Below are 16,374 nucleotides of genomic sequence, written 5' to 3'. Positions count from 1 at the left end.
TGGTTCAGCCGGGTATGCCGGCGGCGAGCAGTTCCACGAAGCCGACGTCCTCGTTGGCGACGCCGAACACCTCGGCGCGCAACAGGGTCCGCTCGGCCCAGGCGCGGTGCGGTTTCACTTCGTTCATCTTGTTCGTGTAGGCCGACCGGAGTACACCCCCGCCGCCGCGTTCCGGCCGCAGGATGTCCTGGGCGTCGCTGAACTCCTCGTGGCTGACCACGGACAGTGCGTGCACGGGCAGGACGTGGGACGGGTGGATGCAGGTCTTGCCGAGCAGGCCGTTGGCCTGGTCGAGGGAGATCTCCCGAAGCAGTCCGTCCATGGCGTGTTCGATCAGCTTCTCGCGCAGTGAGACGGCCTGCACCTCCAGGAAGGGGCTCTGCCTCAACTGCGGCTTGAACATGCGTTCGGAGAGACGGAAGTACTCCCAGACCGGGCCGGTGACGGTGAAGCCGGTGCCGTCGGCGCGGCCGAGCATGTTCACGACGTCGGCGATCACGGAGGCGACGATCTGGACGTCGTAGGCGGTCATGTCGGGGGCGCGTCGCAGGCCGTAGGAGGAGCAGAAGTCGGTCACGCCGAGGCGGAGGGCCAGCACCCGGTCCCGGTACTTGCCGACCGCGCGGGAGATGCCCTCCAGGGTGTCCACCCGGGACTCGCGGTAGAGCAGCTCGGGGGACTCCAGGACGGGCATGGCGAAGAGCCGCCGGCCGCTGCTGTTCTCGGCCGCGGTCAGGGCCTCCAGGAAGGGGATGCCGCGTTCCTCGGTGAACTTGGGCAGCACGAACCCGGACAGCAGGCGCACGGCGGGGCCGAGGCGGCGGACCAGGTCCGGTATCTGCTCGGGGGTGCGCACCCGGATGAACAGCAGGGGCGGCTCCACCCCGGGCCGGGCGGCGAGGTCGGCGAACTGCCGGACGAGGTTCTCCTCACCCGGCTCGACGTCCGCGTCGTCGATCGAGTCCTCCAGGCACAGCACCATCGAGACCACGCCGTTGCCGGCCTGTTTGACGATGTCGTCGGCGAGCCGGGGCCGGGTGGCCGGGCTGTACAGCGTGGCGCCCAGGGCCGCGGAGAGCAGCCGGGCCGGGGAGTCGGCGGTGAACGCGCACGGCTCCTGGTGGAAGAGGCGCTGTCGCACCTCGGGGGCGATGTGCCCGAAATGACGCATAGGACTCCCTCAGGGCGCGAGCCGGGCCTCTGGGTTCGGTAAAGGGTGGCCGGTAATAGTACGTAGGGATCCATGTCCGGGGTTCCCTGTGGGCATGAATTTCCGGTAACTCGCCCATGTCGGCGGCGCCGCCCCCCGCATTGTCGTGACCAGGACCGAGAGGGCAGGATGACCGCATGACGCACGCGATGCTGAAAGGGTCGAACGTCCCGCTGGAGGCCACCACGGTGCGCGCCGTGCTGCGCTGGACGCCCGGGCAGGGCGTCCCGGACGTGGACGCCTCGGCGCTGCTGCTGGGCCCGGGCGGCCGTGTGCGCTCCGACGAGGACTTCGTCTTCTACAACCAGCCCCGGCATCCCTCCGGGAAGGTGTGGCGGCTCGGCAAGAAGCGGGTCGCCGAGGGGCTGACGGACACGATCCAGACCGACCTGGCCGGGGTGGAGCCGGGGGTCGGCCGGATCCTGCTGGTCGCCTCCGCGGACGGGGTCGCCTTCGACCAGGTGCCGGCGCTGTGCATCCTGCTGTACGACGCGGCGGTCGCCGACGGGGAGCCGCTGGCCCGGTTCGAGATCAAGCCGGAGACCGGCGCGGAGACGGCGCTGATCTGCGGTGAGCTGTACCGGCGCGGTGAGGGCTGGAAGTTCCGGGCGCTGGGTGAGGGGTATTCGAACGGGCTGAAGGGGCTCGCCACGGACTTCGGGATCTCGGTGGACGAGTCCGAGATGGAGGAGGAGCCGGTCTCGTCCCAGCCGTTGCCTCCGGAGCAGCCGACGGCCGCGGTCCCGGCACCGCCGACGGGCGCGGTTCCGGCACCGCAGACGGCCGCCGTCCCGGCACAGCCGCCCGCGTACGGCTATCCGCAGCCGATGTCGGCGCCGGCGGCCGTGGCCGGGGACCCGTACTTCCGGCTGCCGCCGCAGGGGCCGCAGTTCCTCGGGCGGTAGTCAGCCCCGGAAGCGGGCGGTGGTCACCTGTCCACCTTGGTCTTGAAGCCCCTGCCCCACTGCAGGCCCCAGCCGTAGAGGCGGTCCAGTTCGCCCTGGAAGCCGTAGACGAACTTCACCTCGCGGCGGACGATCAGTTCGCCCTTGATGTTCTCGATCATGACCACGGCGCAGGAGCGGGCCTGGGGGTGGCGTTCGTCCAGGCCTATCTCGATGCGGGGGCCGTTGCTGGGGTAGAGCGTGACGATGGCGTGCGTACGGTCGAAGGCGGGGGTCTGGTCGTAGATGTAGACGAAGACGAGCAGTCGCTTGAGGGCGTCCCGGTGGTCCAGGTTGACGTACATGGTCTCGCCGGACGCCGAGCCGAACCGGTCGTCCCCGCTGAGTTTGATGTACGGCGGTGCGTTGACGTCGCCGAGGTAGCCGCCGAGGGGCTGTACGACCCCCTTCGTGCCGTCGGCCAGTTCGTACAGGCAGCCGAGGTCCAGGTCGACGTTGACCATGCTCTGGCCGTGGCCGAGGACCTCCGGCGGCTTCAGGGCCTTGAAGGGGTGCCGGAACAGGCTGGTGCGCTGGGCTCCGTCGAAGTCGGAGGTCCGCATCCGCCAGGAGAGGTTGACGCGCAGGTGGCCGGTGGCCGCTTCCTGCTTGGTGAGGGACACCGTCTGGTGCCGCCTGGTCAGTTCTATGGCGTTGCTCGACGCGTTGCCCGAGTCGAAGTCGGCGGCGCGCCCGCCCAGCAGTCCGTCGAAGAAACCCATTCCCGCCCCCAGGTACCCGTTGTGACGCCGACGGGGCGGCCGGCCGCGCCGGCCGCCCCGCTCAGAGCGTTCCTCACCGTCCGGGGTGTCACACCCCGGAGGAGACCTCGGCCTTCTCGTCGCTGCCCTCGCCCGCCGCGGCCAGGGCCCGGTTGCGGCGGACGGAGGAGAAGAAGGACGCCGCGATCAGGACGACGCCGACGAGACCGGTGATGACCTCGTTGATCTCGTGCTGGATGGTGACCAGGAGGAGCACTGCGAGGGCGCCGATGGCGTAGTGGGCGCCGTGCTCCAGGTAGACGTAGTCGTCGAGGGTGCCCTGGCGGACCAGGTAGACCGTCAGCGACCGGACGTACATGGCGCCGATGCCGAGGCCGAGGGCCATCAGGACGATGTCGTTGGTGATGGCGAAGGCGCCGATCACGCCGTCGAAGGAGAAGGACGCGTCCAGGACCTCCAGGTAGAGGAACATGAAGAACGCGGCCTGGCCGGCCAGGACGATCGCGGGTTTCTGCTTGCCGGTGCGGGCGGCCTCTTCCTCCTCCTCGTGTTCGCGCTCCTCCTCCGCCTCCAGCTTGTCCTCGAAGTAGCCGGAGAGGCCGCCGACGACCATGTAGGTGATCAGGCCGGCGATACCGGCGATCAGGACCGTCTGCGCCTTGTCCACGTGGGCGCCGCCGTGCTGGTGGGCGTGGGCGGCGAAGGTGAACGACGTGATCAGCAGGACGATCAGGGCGATGCAGACCGACAGCATGTCGACCTTGCCGAGCTTGGCCAGGGGCCGCTCGATCCAGCGCAGCCACTGGATGTCCCGGTCCTCGAAGATGAAGTCGAGGAAGATCATCAGCAGGAACATGCCACCGAACGCGGCGATCGCCGGGTGGGCGTCGGTGACCAGCTGCTGGTAGCGGTCCTTGTTGTTGAGCGCCAGGTCGACGGCCTCGATCGGGCCCATCTTGGCGCTGATCGCGACGATGACGACGGGGAAGACCAGCCGCATGCCGAAGACGGCGATGAGGACACCGACTGTGAGGAAGATCTTCTGCCAGAAGGCGTTCATCTTCTTCAGGATTCCGGCGTTGACCACCGCGTTGTCGAAGGACAGCGAGATCTCCAGGATGGCCAGGATCGCCACGATGCCGAAGGCGGTCCACCCCCCGTAGAACGCCGCCGCGACCAGACCGAGCGCGGTGACCGCGAACGACCAGCCGAAGGTTTTCAGAAGCACTGGCTACCCCATCGTGTGTTGGGGGCACCTCCCGGACGGAGTCCGGGGGAGGGTCTCCCCTGAGTCGTACCGAGTTTTACGAAACGTTGACTCCGAAGTCTAGAGCGATGCCCCGCAGGCCCGACGCGTACCCCTGACCCACCGCCCGGAACTTCCACTCGCCCTGATAGCGGTAGAGCTCGCCGAAGATCATGGCGGTCTCGGTGGAGGCGTCCTCGCTGAGGTCGTAGCGGGCCAGTTCCTGGCCGTCGGCCTGGTTGACGACGCGGATGAAGGCGTTGGAGACCTGGCCGAAGGTCTGTCCGCGCTCGTCCGCCATGTGGATCGAGACGGGGAAGATGATCTTCTCGCACTGCGGCGGCACCTTGGCGAGGTCCACCAGGATCGACTCGTCGTCGCCCTCGCCCTCACCGGTGAGGTTGTCACCGGTGTGCTCCACGGAGCCGTCGGGGCTGGTGAGCTGGTTGTAGAAGACGAACCAGTCGTCACCCAGCACCCGGTTTCCGGCCCCGCACAGCAGCGCGCTGGCGTCCAGGTCGAAGGGGGCGCCGGTGGTGGACCGCGCGTCCCAGCCGAGTCCGATCATGACGTTGGTGAGGTTCGGTGCGGCCTTGGACAGGGAGACGTTGCCCCCCTTGGCGAGCGTGACACCCATGATGCTGGTCCTCCCCTGGTGGTGCTTCCCTGGTTGTCCTGCGCGTCCGGCGCCGCCCCTAAACGGGGGCGGCGCCGGTCTCACGGGCTGTTGGGCCTCACACGTCCTTCGTGTCAGACGTTGACGCCGAAGTCCTGCGCGATGCCACGCAGGCCCGACGCGTAGCCCTGGCCGATGGCGCGGAACTTCCACTCCGCGCCGTGCCGGTACAGCTCGCCGAAGACCATGGCGGTCTCGGTGGAGGCGTCCTCACTGAGGTCGTACCGGGCGATCTCCTGCCCGCCGGCCTGGTTCACGACGCGGATGAAGGCGTTGCGGACCTGGCCGAAGGACTGCTGGCGGTTCTCGGCGTCGTAGATCGACACCGGGAACACGATCTTGTCGACGTCGGCCGGGACACCGGCCAGGTTGACCTTGATCTGTTCGTCGTCGCCCTCGCCCTCACCGGTGAGGTTGTCACCGGTGTGCTCGACGGAGCCGTCGGGGCTCTTGAGGTTGTTGAAGAAGACGAAGTGCTGGTCGCTGATGACCTTGCCGGAGTTGTTCAGCAGCAGCGCGCTCGCGTCGAGGTCGAAGTCCGTGCCGGTCGTCGTGCGCACGTCCCACCCCAGGCCGACGATGACGGCGGTCAGGCCCGGGGCCTCCTTCGTCAGCGATACGTTGCCGCCCTTGCTGAGGCTGACTCCCACGGGTCCTCCATGTGGTGTTCAGGGGCGGGGAGCCCCGTCGTGCTTCGGATATGGGATCAACGTGCCGATCCTAGTGACGGGTTCCCGCGCCCCGCAGACCCTGGACCCGGAGAATCACAGGTGTCGCTCGCGGTCCCCTCACAGGGTGTCGAGCGCCTTGACGTAGTCGTTCAGGTCGCGGGCGTCCGGCAGGCCGTTGACCACGGTCCACCGCACGACGCCCTCCTTGTCGATGACGAAGGTGCCCCGGACGGCGCAGCCCTTGTCCTCGTCGAAGACGCCGTACGCGCGCGAGACGTTGCCGTGCGGCCAGAAGTCGCTCAGCAGGGGGTATTCCAGGCCCTCCTGCTCGGCGAAGACGCGCAGCGTGTGGATGGAGTCGTTGGAGACGGCGAGCAGCTGGGTGTCGCGGTCCTGGAACTTCGGCAGGTTGTCGCGCAGCTCGCACAGCTCGCCGGTGCACACGCCGGTGAAGGCGAAGGGGTAGAAGAGCAGGACCACGTTCTTGTCGCCGCGGAAGTCCGAGAGCTTCACGGTCCGGCCGTGGTTGTCCTTCAGCTCGAAGTCGGGCGCCTTGTCGCCGACCTGGATCGCCATCGTCGTGCTTCCCTTCGGTGGGCTGTTCGGGTGGGAGCGCGGACGCTCGGTTCCACCCTACGCAGCGGCCACCGGGGACTCCCGGACGGGCTGGGGCGATGTCCAGCCCGTCCGGCGTCCGAGGACGGTCACCTCTTGGACTTGGCCGCCTTCGGCGTCGCCAGCCGGCTGCCGCTCCAGTCCTTGCCGACGCTGACGCTCTTCGAAGCGGTCAGGCCGGCCGTCGTGGCGGCGTCCTGGATGTCGCTCGGCTCGACGTACCCCGCACGGCCGGTCTTCGGCGTGAGGAGCAGGATCGCGCCGCCCTCTTCGATGTACGTGGTGGCATCCACCAGCGCATCCGTCAGGTCGCCGTCGTCGTCACGGAACCACAGCACAACGGCGTCGGCCACGTCGTCGTAGTCCTCGTCCATGAGGTCGCCTGCGATGGTTTCCTCGATGGCCTCGCGGAGCTCCTGATCGACGTCGTCGTCGTAGCCGATCTCCTGGACCACCTGCCCGGGCTGGAACCCCAGCCTGGCGGCAGGGTTCGTCCGCTCCTCCGCGTGGTCCGCGGTCGCGCTCACGGGTTGCCTCCTGATCATGTCTTGGTAAGTATCTCAGCCACGCGCGTGCGCGAAGCATTGGCCGTAGTCCACACGGGCGGGGCGGATCGCGCAAGTACCCGGCCGTCGGGACCGCCGAAACGGTGACGATCCCGGCCGTGTCGCCGCAACTCCCAGCACCGTATCTCGATTCCGCGCGACCCACATCACGCCGATGCGCCCGGTTTGTCACGTTCGGAATCATCCGGGGTTACGTCGCTCGAACAACTTTGCCATGCACGTCACACCCCGGGCGTATCGTTGCGTTTTGACCGGTGCAGATGACGGTGCGGGTGACGTACGCCTTCCCGAGGTACACGATGGGGAACGGTGTAGGCAGGTGCAACGAACTGGCCCTCTGACAGGTAAGGAACAGCGTGGCTTCCGGATCCGATCGCAATCCGATCATCATTGGCGGCCTTCCGAGTCAGGTTCCTGACTTCGATCCCGAAGAGACCCAGGAGTGGCTCGACTCCCTGGACGCCGCCGTCGACGAGCGCGGCCGGGAGCGGGCCCGCTATCTCATGCTGCGTCTGATCGAGCGTGCCCGCGAGAGGCGGGTGGCCGTGCCCGAGATGCGCAGCACGGACTACGTCAACACGATCCCCACCAAGAGCGAGCCGTTCTTCCCGGGCAACGAGGAGATCGAGCGCAGGATCCTGAACGCCACCCGCTGGAACGCGGCCGTCATGGTCTCGCGCGCCCAGCGCCCGGGCATCGGCGTCGGCGGCCACATCGCCACCTTCGCCTCCTCCGCCTCGCTGTACGACGTCGGCTTCAACCACTTCTTCCGCGGCAAGGACGAGGGCGACGGCGGCGACCAGGTCTTCTTCCAGGGCCACGCCTCCCCCGGCATCTACGCCCGCGCGTACCTGCTCGACCGGCTCAGCGAGGAGCAGCTCGACGGCTTCCGGCAGGAGAAGTCGAAGTACCCGAACGGGCTGTCCAGCTACCCGCACCCGCGCTCGATGCCGGACTTCTGGGAGTTCCCGACGGTCTCCATGGGCCTCGGCCCGCTCGGCGCGATCTACCAGGCGCGGATGAACCGGTACATGCAGGCGCGCGGGATCGCCGACACCTCCCGGTCGCACGTGTGGGCGTTCCTCGGCGACGGCGAGATGGACGAGCCGGAGTCGCTCGGCCAGCTCACCCTGGCCGCCCGCGAGGGCCTGGACAACCTGACCTTCGTGGTCAACTGCAACCTCCAGCGGCTGGACGGCCCCGTCCGCGGCAACGGCAAGATCATCCAGGAGCTGGAGTCGGTCTTCCGGGGCGCCGGCTGGAACGTGATCAAGCTGATCTGGGACCGCACCTGGGACCCGCTGCTCGCGCAGGACCGGGACGGCGTGCTGGTCAACAAGATGAACATCACGCCGGACGGCCAGTTCCAGACGTACGCCACCGAGTCCGGCGCGTACATCCGGGAGCACTTCTTCGGTGACGACCTGCGTCTGCGCGCGATGGTCGAGAACATGACCGACGAGCAGATCCTGCACCTCGGCCGCGGCGGCCACGACCACCGCAAGATCTACGCGGCGTTCAGGGCGGCCAAGGAGCACAAGGGGCAGCCGACGGTCATCCTGGCCAAGACGATCAAGGGCTGGACGCTGGGCCCGAACTTCGAGGGCCGCAACGCCACGCACCAGATGAAGAAGCTGACGGTCGACGACCTCAAGCACTTCCGGGACCGTCTGCACCTGCCGATCTCCGACAAGGAGCTGGAGTCCGGCCCGCCGCCGTACTACCACCCGGGCCGGAACTCGGAGGAGATCCAGTACATGCACGACCGCCGCAAGGGCCTCGGCGGTTACGTCCCGACCCGCGTCGTCCGCTCCCAGCCGCTCGCCCTGCCGGACGACAAGGCGTACGCGACCGTGAAGAAGGGCACGGGCCAGCAGTCCATCGCGACGACCATGGCCTTTGTGCGCCTTCTCAAGGACCTCATGCGGGACAAGGAGATCGGCAAGCGGTTCGTGCTGATCGCACCGGACGAGTACCGCACGTTCGGCATGGACTCCTTCTTCCCGAGCGCGAAGATCTACAACCCGCTCGGCCAGCAGTACGAGTCGGTCGACCGCGAGCTGCTCCTGGCCTACAAGGAGTCGCCGACCGGCCAGATGCTGCACGACGGCATCTCCGAGGCGGGCTGCACGGCGTCACTGATCGCGGCGGGCTCGGCGTACGCCACGCACGGCGAGCCGCTGATCCCGGTGTACGTCTTCTACTCGATGTTCGGTTTCCAGCGCACGGGCGACCAGTTCTGGCAGATGGCCGACCAGCTGGCGCGCGGATTCGTCCTGGGTGCGACCGCCGGTCGTACGACCCTGACCGGCGAGGGCCTCCAGCACGCGGACGGCCACTCCCAGCTCCTGGCCTCCACCAACCCGGCCTGCGTGGCCTACGACCCGGCGTACGCGTACGAGATCGCGCACATCGTGCAGGACGGCCTGCGCCGGATGTACGGCAGCTCGGCCGAGCACCCGCACGGCGAGGACGTCTTCTACTACCTCACCGTCTACAACGAGCCCATCCAGCACCCGGCCGAGCCGGCGGGCGTGGACGTCGAGGGCATCGTCAAGGGCGTCTACAAGCTCAAGGAGGGCACGGGCGGCTCCGTGCCGGCGCAGATCATGGCGTCGGGCGTGGCGGTCCCGTGGGCCCTGGAGGCGCAGCGGCTCCTCGGCGAGGAGTGGAACGTCCGGGCCGACGTGTGGTCCGCGACCTCCTGGAACGAGCTGCGCCGCGAGGCCGTGGAGTGCGAGGAGCACAACCTGCTGCATCCGGAGGAGGAGCAGCGGGTGCCGTACGTGACACGGAAGCTCAGTGGCGCCGAGGGGCCGTTCGTGGCCGTGTCCGACTGGATGCGATCGGTTCCGGACCAGATCGCGCGCTGGGTGCCCGGCACGTACCAGTCCCTGGGCGCCGACGGCTTCGGCTTCGCCGACACCCGGGGCGCGGCGCGCCGCTTCTTCCACATCGACGCCCAGTCGGTCGTGGTGGCGGTGCTGACCGAGCTGGCCCGCGGGGGCAAGGTCGACCGCTCCGTGCTCAAGCAGGCCATCGACCGCTACCGGCTGCTGGACGTCTCGGCGGCGGATCCGGGGGCGGCGGGCGGCGACGCCTAGCCGGTGCCCTCGGCTTCGGCCGACGAGGGTTGCCGGGGTCGTGGGGACCTGCGGGTCCGTGGTGGCTGGTCGCGCAGCTCCCCGCGCCCCTTCGGGGGCGCGGTGGCCTTACGGTTTCTTTACGATTGCTGGCATGGATCAACTGTCGGCGCAGGCTCGGTGGGAGGGGCGTACCCAGCGGCCGTTGTTGGCGCTCGCGGTGGCGTTCGCCGTGGCGTACGCGGTGCCGATCGTGGACGACTCCGCCGGTCACTCCCTGACGGCCGTGTGCACGGGTGTCGAGTGGGTGGTGTGGGCGGCGTTCGCCCTCGACTATCTGGTCCGGCTGGCCCTCGCCCCGCACCGGCGGGACTTCGTACGACAGCACTGGCCCGACCTGTGCGCGGTGGTCCTGCCGGTCCTGCAACCGCTACGGCTGCTGCGGCTGGTGTCCACGCTGCTGCTGGTCGGCCGGCGGGCGCGGATGGCTCCGCAGATCCGGCTGACCACCTATGTCGTCGGGGCCGTGGTCGGCCTGCTGATGTTCGGGTCGCTCGCGGTGCTGTCCGTGGAGCGGGAGGCGCCGGACGGGAACATCCGGACACTGGGTGACGCCGTGTGGTGGTCGTTCACGACGATGACGACCGTGGGGTACGGGGACCACGCGCCGACGACCGGCCTCGGACGGATGATCGCCGTCGGGCTGATGCTGTCGGGGATCGCGCTGCTCGGTGTCGTCACCGCGAACATCGCCGCGTGGTTCATCTCGCGGTTCGAGAAGGACGACGTGGAGGAGCGGCGGCAGACAGAGGCCATCTCCGCCCTGGCCGAAGAGGTACGGCTGCTGCGGGCGGAGGTGGCCCGGTTGGCCGAACTCAAGCATCCCGAAGGGGGCGTGGGGAACCGCGCGAGCGGCCACGACGTGCCCGCGGCCGCCAACGCGCCCACGACCCTGCGGCGGGACGCCGTCGGCTAGAGGAGCCCGTGGCCCCACGTCGCCGCGCCCGCCAGGGCGATGATGGCGAGCAACGTGTCGATCGCGCCCAGGATCAGGGCGACCAGTGCGGGGACGTTGCCGTCGTTGGACCACTTGCGGCCCATCGACTGCCAGCCGCAGAACATCGCCACCGGGCCCAGGACGATGCCCAGTGCGAAAAATCCGGCCACCGCACAGATCGTGCCGATGATCCCGAGCGTCGCACGGTCCGGCCCGGTCCGCTGCCACGTGCGGCCGCGTGACCGGGGGTACCCGCTCGTTCCTCGCCCGAAGCCCGCCATCATCAACTCCTTGACGTGAATGGACAGTTCGGCTTCGGTGTGCGGGTACCCCGGTTCCGCGTCGGCAGACGTGCGCGCGCTGCCCCCCTCCAGCAGCGCGCGCCGCGGCCCGACGTCCTCCCATGTCCTGCGGAGGACTTGACCCACTGTGACCTGCGGCGTGTGCCGGGGGCGAGCGATCTTTAGCGGAGTCACCCTGATAGGGGAACTCCGCCGGGAGGGAGACGGAGAACCCGGGCTCAGATGTGGCCCACGCCCGCGCCCGCCTCCGCGTTGGCGCCGCGCTTGGTGAAGAGCGCGACGAGGACGGCGACCAGCGCCACGCCGGCCGCGACCAGGGAGGCGAGGCTCATACCGGAGATGAAGGTGTCGTGGGCGACGGCGGTGATCTTCGCGGCGACCGGCTCCGGCATGCCCTTCGTCACCGGGGCCACGCCCACCTGGACCGCCTCGGAGGCCTTGTCGAGCTGATCCGGGGTCAGCTTCGGCAGCCCCGCGTCCGCCCAGTTGCCCGGCAGGTCGCTGTCGACCTTGGAGGCCATCACCGCGCCCAGCACCGCCGTACCGAGGCTGCTGCCGATCTGCATGGCCGCCTGCTGGAGACCGCCGGCCACACCGGACAGCTCCAGGGGGGCGTTGCCGACGATGACCTCGGTGGCGCCGACCATGACCGGTGCGAGGCCCAGGCCGAGCAGCGCGAACCAGAGGGACATCAGACCGCTGCCGGTGTCCGGCTCCAGCGTCGACATGCCGTACAGGGCGACCGCGGTCACGGCCATGCCGAAGGCCAGCGGGACGCGCGGGCCGAGCTTGGTGATCGCGGTGCCGGCCAGCGGCGAGCCGACGATCATCATGCCGGTGAGCGGCAGCAGGTGCAGGCCGGCCTTGACGGGACTCATCCCGTGCACGTTCTGCAGGTAGAACGTCACGAAGAACAGGCCGCCCAGGAAGGCGATGGCCATCAGGACCATCAGGACGACACCCGCCGACAGGGCCACCGAGCGGAACAGGCCCAGCGGGATCAGCGGTTCGGCGACCTTCGTCTCCCAGAAGGCGAAGAGGGCGAAGAGGGCCACGGACACGACCATGAACAGCCATGTCTTGCCGTCGCCCCAGCCCCAGGTCGGGGCCTTGATCAGCGCCCAGACCAGGCAGAACATCGCGCCCGACAGCAGGGCGATGCCGAGCAGGTCGAAGGAGCGCGGGGCGTTCTCGGCACGGTGGTCGAGCAGGATCATGGTGCCGAGGAGCAGCGCGAGGGCACCGACCGGCACGTTGATGAAGAAGACCGACTGCCAGTTGACGTGCTCGACGAGGACACCGCCGAGGATCGGGCCGCCCGCCGTGGACGCGCCGATCACCATGCCCCACACACCGATGGCCATGTTCAGCTTCTCGGCCGGGAAGGTGGCCCGCAGCACGCCGAGCGCGGCCGGCATCAGCAGCGCGCCGAACAGGCCCTGGAAGACCCGGAAGGTGACGACGGCGGCGATGCTGCCGGAGAGCCCGATGGCACCGGACGCGGCGGCGAAGCCGGTCACACCGATGAGGAAGGTCTGCCGGTGGCCGAAGCGGTCACCGAGCTTGCCCGCGGTGATCAGCGTGACCGCGAGGGCGAGGAAGTAGGCGTTGGACACCCACTGCACGTCGGCGAAGGACGCGTTGAGGTCGTCACGGATGGCCGGGTTGGCGATGGCCACGATGGTGCCGTCGAGGGCCACCATCATGACCCCTACGGCGACGGTGAGGAGAGTGAGCCACGGGTGGCCGCGCAGGCCCTGGGCCGGCGCGGGCCCCGGCGGCGCCGCGGGCGCCCCGTCCCCCGGCCCCGGCGCGTCGACGGTGGTCTGACTAGTCATACTTCCCAGGCTAGTGACAGTCACTGACAGTTGACAAACCAATTCACTCGTCGGTTACTGACACGACATCGGCGCATAGGCTGGGCCGGCCGGACACGCACAGGAGAGAGGCCATAGAGGGGCCATGGAGACGCTGCGCGAGCGCAAGAAGCGGCGTACACGGGAATCGCTGCTGCGGGCCGCTCTCGAACTGTTCACCACCCAGGGGTACGAGCACACGACCGTCGACGAGATCGCCGAGGCCGTCGACGTCTCCCAGCGCACCTTCTTCCGTTACTTCGCGGGCAAGGAGGATGTGGCCTTCACGGTGCAGAACATCACGGAGGCGGCCTTCGTGGCGGCCGTCCGCGCGCGTCCGCCGCACGAGGCGCCGATGCAGGCCCTGCGGCAGGCGTTCCTCGAAGGCTGGGACGCGATACGCGAGTCGGTCGAGTCGATCGTCCCGGTCGAGCTGTACCTGCGCATGTACCGGACGATCGAGTCGACGCCCGCGCTGCTCGCCGCCCATCTGCGCCGGTCGGCGGCGACCGAGGAGACGATCGCCCGTCTGCTGGCCGAACGGGAGGGCGTCGACGTGGACACCGATCCACGCCCCCGGCTGGCGGTGGCCGTCTTCGCCGCGGTGATACGGGTCACCGAACGGCAGTGCTGCGTGCGCGAGGACTTCGGCCCGGAAGCGCTCCGGACGCTCAGCGCGGCGTACCTCGATCAGGTGGGTTCGGCGCTCACGGGCAACTGGCGCAGCGCCTGAGACCGCCGGCGGATCGCCGGGACCGCCTCCGGCAGATCGCCGGCCCCTGTTCGGTTACTGCCGAAACGTGATCCCTGTCACTCGGTTACCGCGAGACCCTCCCGTTCTCCTAGTGTGTCCTCCCAGTGACTTCCTTCGACACCTCCCCGCAATGGAACGTCTGGCGCGCGCTGCTGGCGCTGGCCGTCGTGTTCGTGATGCTCGCGACCACCGGCTGGACCGCCCTGCGCAGTCACCGGGAGTCGACAGCTCTCCAGGCCTCGCTCACCAAGTGGGAGCACGGCCGCCTCCACGGCCTCAGCCTGCCGGACCCCGAGGCCGCGCCGTCCCGGCTGGCCCGTTTCTTCGCCTCGCTCACCCCGCACGACCGCGGCCGTCTCGCCCACCGCTATCCGCTGGCGGTCGGCAACATGAACGGCGCGCCCGTCTCCCTGCGCTACCGGGCCAACCGCGTCGCGCTGGCGCAGGCCCGCGAGGTCGAGCGCAAGCGTGTGCACGACAGCCGGCTCAGCACGGCGGGCCAGCAGGACGCGGCCCGCCGGATGGACCGCTACACGTCCCTGCTGAACCCCGGCCGGCACATCCTGGCCTTCGACCCCGAGGGCTCGGGCCGGGTCGCCGAGGTCTTCGGCGACCTCTCCACGGCGCAGCGGATCTCGGTCGTCGTCCCCGGCGTCGACACCGACCTGCTCACCTTCCAGCGGACGAACCGCAAGTACAGCGCCCCGGTCGGCATGGCCAAGGCCCTGTACGCGGCCGAGCGCGAGGCGAGCCCGCGGACCCGTACGGCCGTGATCGCCTGGGCCGACTACACCTCCCCCGACGGGCTCGGGGTGGACGCGGCCACCGGACTGCGCGCCGAGGAGGGGGCCGTACGGCTGAACGCGCTGCTGCGCGCGCTGCCCGGCCGGGCCCCGGTGTCGATGTTCTGTCACAGCTACGGCTCGGTGGTCTGCGGGGTCGCCGCACACGGCATGCCCCGCCGGGTCGCCGACATAGCGGTGGCCGCGAGCCCCGGCATGCGCGTCGCCAAGGCCTCCCACCTGGGCACGACGGCCCGGGTGTGGGCCATGCGGGACGCCAGTGACTGGGTGCAGGATGTTCCGTACCTGGAGCTGGGCGGCCTCGGCCACGGCGCCGACCCGGTCTCCTCGGCATTCGGGGCGCGGGTGCTGTCGGCCCGGGACGCCGAGGGGCACAGCGGTTACTTCCAGCCCGGCACGGACAGCCTGCGCAACCTCGCCGACATCGGCGTGGGCGCGTACGACACGGTGACGTGCGCACGGGAGAACGATGCGTGCCGGTCCGGTCTGTCCGGCACGGTGACAGCCGGACGCGCGTAGAAACAGCAGGAAGTGCGGTCTGCGCGGGTGGCGACGGAGGAGCACGTGCCGCATACGATGAGCCGCATGGGTGACGTACTGGCGGGTTTTCATGCCGTCTGGGAGTTCGAGTCCGACTCCGTGCTCATCCGTTACGAACGGGGGATTCGAACACCGAAGCTGTTCCAGGCGCTCGGCGAGCGCCGGATCCCGCTGTCCGCGGTGGAGGGCGTGACCCTCGCCCCGGGCAAGCGCGGCACGGTCGTCCTGCGCCTGACGCCACGTCCGGGTGCCGATCCGCTGATGGAGGCGGCCGACGGCCAGTTGAAGGAGGGTTCCGACCCCTACCGGCTGGTGCTGCCGGCCGAGCGGGAGACCCTCGCCGAGTACTACGCCGACGAACTGAAGGGCCTGCTGACCGAGTCGGGGCCCGCCGAGCGGCATCTGGTGACGGCGCCCGAGGCGCCGCTGCAGTTCAAGGCGTACGACGGGAAGGCGTCCTTCGACGGGACGTCCGTACAGTTCCGCTGGTCCTGGACCGGGGCGTCGTCGGCGAAGTGGAAGGCCGGCGACCAGAGCTTTCCGGTGGCCTCCCTGAGCGGGGTGGAGTGGCGGTCGCCGGAGATCTTCGACGGGCATCTGCGGCTGGTGCCCCGCGATGCGGGCTCCGCCCGTTCCGTGCAGCCGGACCAGGATCCGGCGTCGGTGGTGTTCGGCCTGGGGTACGGGCCGGTGCACGAGTCACTCCCGTTCGCCGCGGCCGTGCTGGCGGCGGTGCGCACGCGTGGGCCGGTAGCCGCCGTACCGGCCCCGGCACGGCGTGACCCCGCCGACATCGCCGAGCGGATCCGGCATCTCGGGGAGCTGCATCAGGCGGGGCTGGTCACCGACGAGGAGTTCTCCTCCAAGAAGGCCGAGTTGCTGGCCGAGCTGTAGCTACCGCTCGCGGCCGTAGAAGCTGATCTTCCTGTCCAGGACGCCCAGGGTGTCGTGGAGTTCCGCGATCCTGGACAGGACGTCCCGGCGGGTCGACTCCAGCAGTTGACGGCGCTGAGCGAAGGTGTGGTCGCCCTCCCTGACGAGTTCCGCGTAGCGCACCATGTCCGCCACCGGCATGCCGGTCAGGCGGAGCTTGGTCACGAAGTCCAGCCAGTCCAGGTCGCGGTTGCTGTAGCGGCGCTGGCCGGTGTGCGAGCGGTCCACGTGCGGCATCAGCCCGATCCGCTCGTACCAGCGCAGCGTGTGCGCGGTGAGGCCGGTGAACGCGACGACCTCGCTGATCGTGTAGCGGTCCTGGCCGTCGGGGCGGGGGTGCCGCCGGGGCGGGGCGGAGCAGATGTCGGCGGGGGTGGCTTGCTCGGTGGCCGCTGGCGTGGTCTGCATCACCGTCATGCCCCCACGCTATGGCCTTGGAGTGCACTCCAAGCAAGC

16 protein-coding genes are annotated in these 16,374 nt (G+C 69.5%); 6 read left to right on the top strand and 10 right to left on the bottom strand.

Features of this window, described 5'->3' with window-relative positions; genetic code table 11:
- Positions 1-4: 4 nt before the first annotated feature.
- Positions 5-1,171 carry an HpcH/HpaI aldolase/citrate lyase family protein gene (locus tag C3492_RS07425; RefSeq protein WP_103810923.1) on the bottom strand — a complete coding sequence of 389 codons (1,167 nt, stop codon included), beginning with the start codon at positions 1,169-1,171 and terminating at the stop codon, positions 5-7.
- 176 nt (positions 1,172-1,347) lie between these two features.
- Between C3492_RS07425 and C3492_RS07420 the strand changes: the two genes are divergently transcribed.
- A complete protein-coding gene (locus tag C3492_RS07420; protein WP_103810922.1) occupies positions 1,348-2,115 on the top strand; it encodes a TerD family protein in 768 nt (255 codons plus the stop codon).
- Between the two features lie 23 nt (positions 2,116-2,138).
- Here the strand turns inward: C3492_RS07420 and C3492_RS07415 are convergent, their stop codons facing one another.
- The 6 genes from C3492_RS07415 to C3492_RS07390 form a co-directional block, all read right to left on the bottom strand.
- Positions 2,139-2,876 carry a Tellurium resistance gene (locus C3492_RS07415; protein ID WP_103810921.1) on the bottom strand — a complete coding sequence of 246 codons (738 nt, stop codon included), beginning with the start codon at positions 2,874-2,876 and terminating at the stop codon, positions 2,139-2,141.
- Positions 2,877-2,964: 88 nt separating this feature from the next.
- On the bottom strand, positions 2,965-4,104 hold the full coding sequence (locus C3492_RS07410; RefSeq protein WP_103810920.1) for a DUF475 domain-containing protein: 1,140 nt from the start codon (positions 4,102-4,104) through the stop codon (positions 2,965-2,967).
- A gap of 76 nt (positions 4,105-4,180) precedes the next feature.
- On the bottom strand, positions 4,181-4,759 hold the full coding sequence (locus tag C3492_RS07405; protein WP_103810919.1) for a TerD family protein: 579 nt from the start codon (positions 4,757-4,759) through the stop codon (positions 4,181-4,183).
- Positions 4,760-4,872: 113 nt separating this feature from the next.
- Complete coding sequence (locus C3492_RS07400) at positions 4,873-5,448, bottom strand: TerD family protein (RefSeq protein WP_014672465.1); 576 nt, start codon at positions 5,446-5,448, stop codon at positions 4,873-4,875.
- A 138-nt stretch (positions 5,449-5,586) separates the two neighbouring features.
- Complete coding sequence (locus tag C3492_RS07395) at positions 5,587-6,045, bottom strand: peroxiredoxin (protein WP_103810918.1); 459 nt, start codon at positions 6,043-6,045, stop codon at positions 5,587-5,589.
- Between the two features lie 128 nt (positions 6,046-6,173).
- A complete protein-coding gene (locus C3492_RS07390; protein ID WP_030649446.1) occupies positions 6,174-6,611 on the bottom strand; it encodes a DUF3052 domain-containing protein in 438 nt (145 codons plus the stop codon).
- Between the two features lie 395 nt (positions 6,612-7,006).
- Here C3492_RS07390 and aceE point away from each other — a divergent pair, with 395 nt between their 5' ends.
- Together aceE and C3492_RS07380 are read left to right on the top strand one after the other, a co-directional pair.
- Positions 7,007-9,754, top strand: coding sequence for a pyruvate dehydrogenase (acetyl-transferring), homodimeric type (gene aceE / locus C3492_RS07385; RefSeq protein ID WP_103810917.1), 2,748 nt, complete (start codon positions 7,007-7,009; stop codon positions 9,752-9,754).
- 133 nt (positions 9,755-9,887) lie between these two features.
- Complete coding sequence (locus C3492_RS07380) at positions 9,888-10,709, top strand: potassium channel family protein (RefSeq protein ID WP_258055547.1); 822 nt, start codon at positions 9,888-9,890, stop codon at positions 10,707-10,709.
- On the opposite strand, the gene C3492_RS07375 is transcribed toward C3492_RS07380, so the two are convergent.
- On the bottom strand, positions 10,706-11,011 hold the full coding sequence (locus C3492_RS07375) for a small hydrophobic protein (RefSeq protein ID WP_103811047.1): 306 nt from the start codon (positions 11,009-11,011) through the stop codon (positions 10,706-10,708). The two genes, C3492_RS07380 and C3492_RS07375, sit on opposite strands and share 4 nt — an antisense overlap.
- A gap of 239 nt (positions 11,012-11,250) precedes the next feature.
- On the bottom strand, positions 11,251-12,870 hold the full coding sequence (locus C3492_RS07370) for an MFS transporter (RefSeq protein WP_103810916.1): 1,620 nt from the start codon (positions 12,868-12,870) through the stop codon (positions 11,251-11,253).
- Positions 12,871-12,994: 124 nt separating this feature from the next.
- On the opposite strand from C3492_RS07370, the gene C3492_RS07365 reads away from it, so the two are divergent.
- From C3492_RS07365 to C3492_RS07355, 3 genes are all read left to right on the top strand, one after another.
- Positions 12,995-13,621: a TetR family transcriptional regulator gene (locus tag C3492_RS07365; protein ID WP_103810915.1), complete on the top strand. Its 627-nt coding sequence runs from the start codon at positions 12,995-12,997 to the stop codon at positions 13,619-13,621.
- A gap of 125 nt (positions 13,622-13,746) precedes the next feature.
- A complete protein-coding gene (locus C3492_RS07360; RefSeq protein WP_103810914.1) occupies positions 13,747-14,964 on the top strand; it encodes an alpha/beta hydrolase in 1,218 nt (405 codons plus the stop codon).
- 66 nt (positions 14,965-15,030) lie between these two features.
- Positions 15,031-15,879: a DUF4429 domain-containing protein gene (locus C3492_RS07355; RefSeq protein WP_103810913.1), complete on the top strand. Its 849-nt coding sequence runs from the start codon at positions 15,031-15,033 to the stop codon at positions 15,877-15,879.
- Here C3492_RS07355 and C3492_RS07350 read toward each other — a convergent pair whose 3' ends face one another.
- Positions 15,880-16,335: a MerR family transcriptional regulator gene (locus tag C3492_RS07350; RefSeq protein WP_103810912.1), complete on the bottom strand. Its 456-nt coding sequence runs from the start codon at positions 16,333-16,335 to the stop codon at positions 15,880-15,882. It lies immediately after the preceding gene.
- Positions 16,336-16,374: the final 39 nt, after the last annotated feature.

Source organism: Streptomyces sp. Ru62 (assembly GCF_002920615.1).
Lineage (GTDB): Bacteria > Actinomycetota > Actinomycetes > Streptomycetales > Streptomycetaceae > Streptomyces.
The sequence above is the reverse complement of the archived record's forward strand: the minus strand, read 5'-3'. Positions and strand labels throughout refer to the sequence as shown.

What these genes read in the sequence shown, in the direction of transcription:
- C3492_RS07425 (WP_103810923.1), bottom strand. Translation starts at nt 1,171, where the DNA reads ATGCGTCATTTCGGGCACATCGCCCCCGAGGTGCGACAGCGCCTCTTC.
- C3492_RS07420 (WP_103810922.1), top strand. Translation starts at nt 1,348, where the DNA reads ATGACGCACGCGATGCTGAAAGGGTCGAACGTCCCGCTGGAGGCCACC.
- C3492_RS07415 (WP_103810921.1), bottom strand. Translation starts at nt 2,876, where the DNA reads ATGGGTTTCTTCGACGGACTGCTGGGCGGGCGCGCCGCCGACTTCGAC.
- C3492_RS07405 (WP_103810919.1), bottom strand. Translation starts at nt 4,759, where the DNA reads ATGGGTGTCACGCTCGCCAAGGGGGGCAACGTCTCCCTGTCCAAGGCC.
- C3492_RS07395 (WP_103810918.1), bottom strand. Translation starts at nt 6,045, where the DNA reads ATGGCGATCCAGGTCGGCGACAAGGCGCCCGACTTCGAGCTGAAGGAC.
- C3492_RS07380 (WP_258055547.1), top strand. Translation starts at nt 9,888, where the DNA reads ATGGATCAACTGTCGGCGCAGGCTCGGTGGGAGGGGCGTACCCAGCGG.
- C3492_RS07375 (WP_103811047.1), bottom strand. Translation starts at nt 11,011, where the DNA reads ATGGCGGGCTTCGGGCGAGGAACGAGCGGGTACCCCCGGTCACGCGGC.
- C3492_RS07370 (WP_103810916.1), bottom strand. Translation starts at nt 12,870, where the DNA reads ATGACTAGTCAGACCACCGTCGACGCGCCGGGGCCGGGGGACGGGGCG.
- C3492_RS07365 (WP_103810915.1), top strand. Translation starts at nt 12,995, where the DNA reads ATGGAGACGCTGCGCGAGCGCAAGAAGCGGCGTACACGGGAATCGCTG.
- C3492_RS07355 (WP_103810913.1), top strand. Translation starts at nt 15,031, where the DNA reads ATGGGTGACGTACTGGCGGGTTTTCATGCCGTCTGGGAGTTCGAGTCC.
- C3492_RS07350 (WP_103810912.1), bottom strand. Translation starts at nt 16,335, where the DNA reads ATGACGGTGATGCAGACCACGCCAGCGGCCACCGAGCAAGCCACCCCC.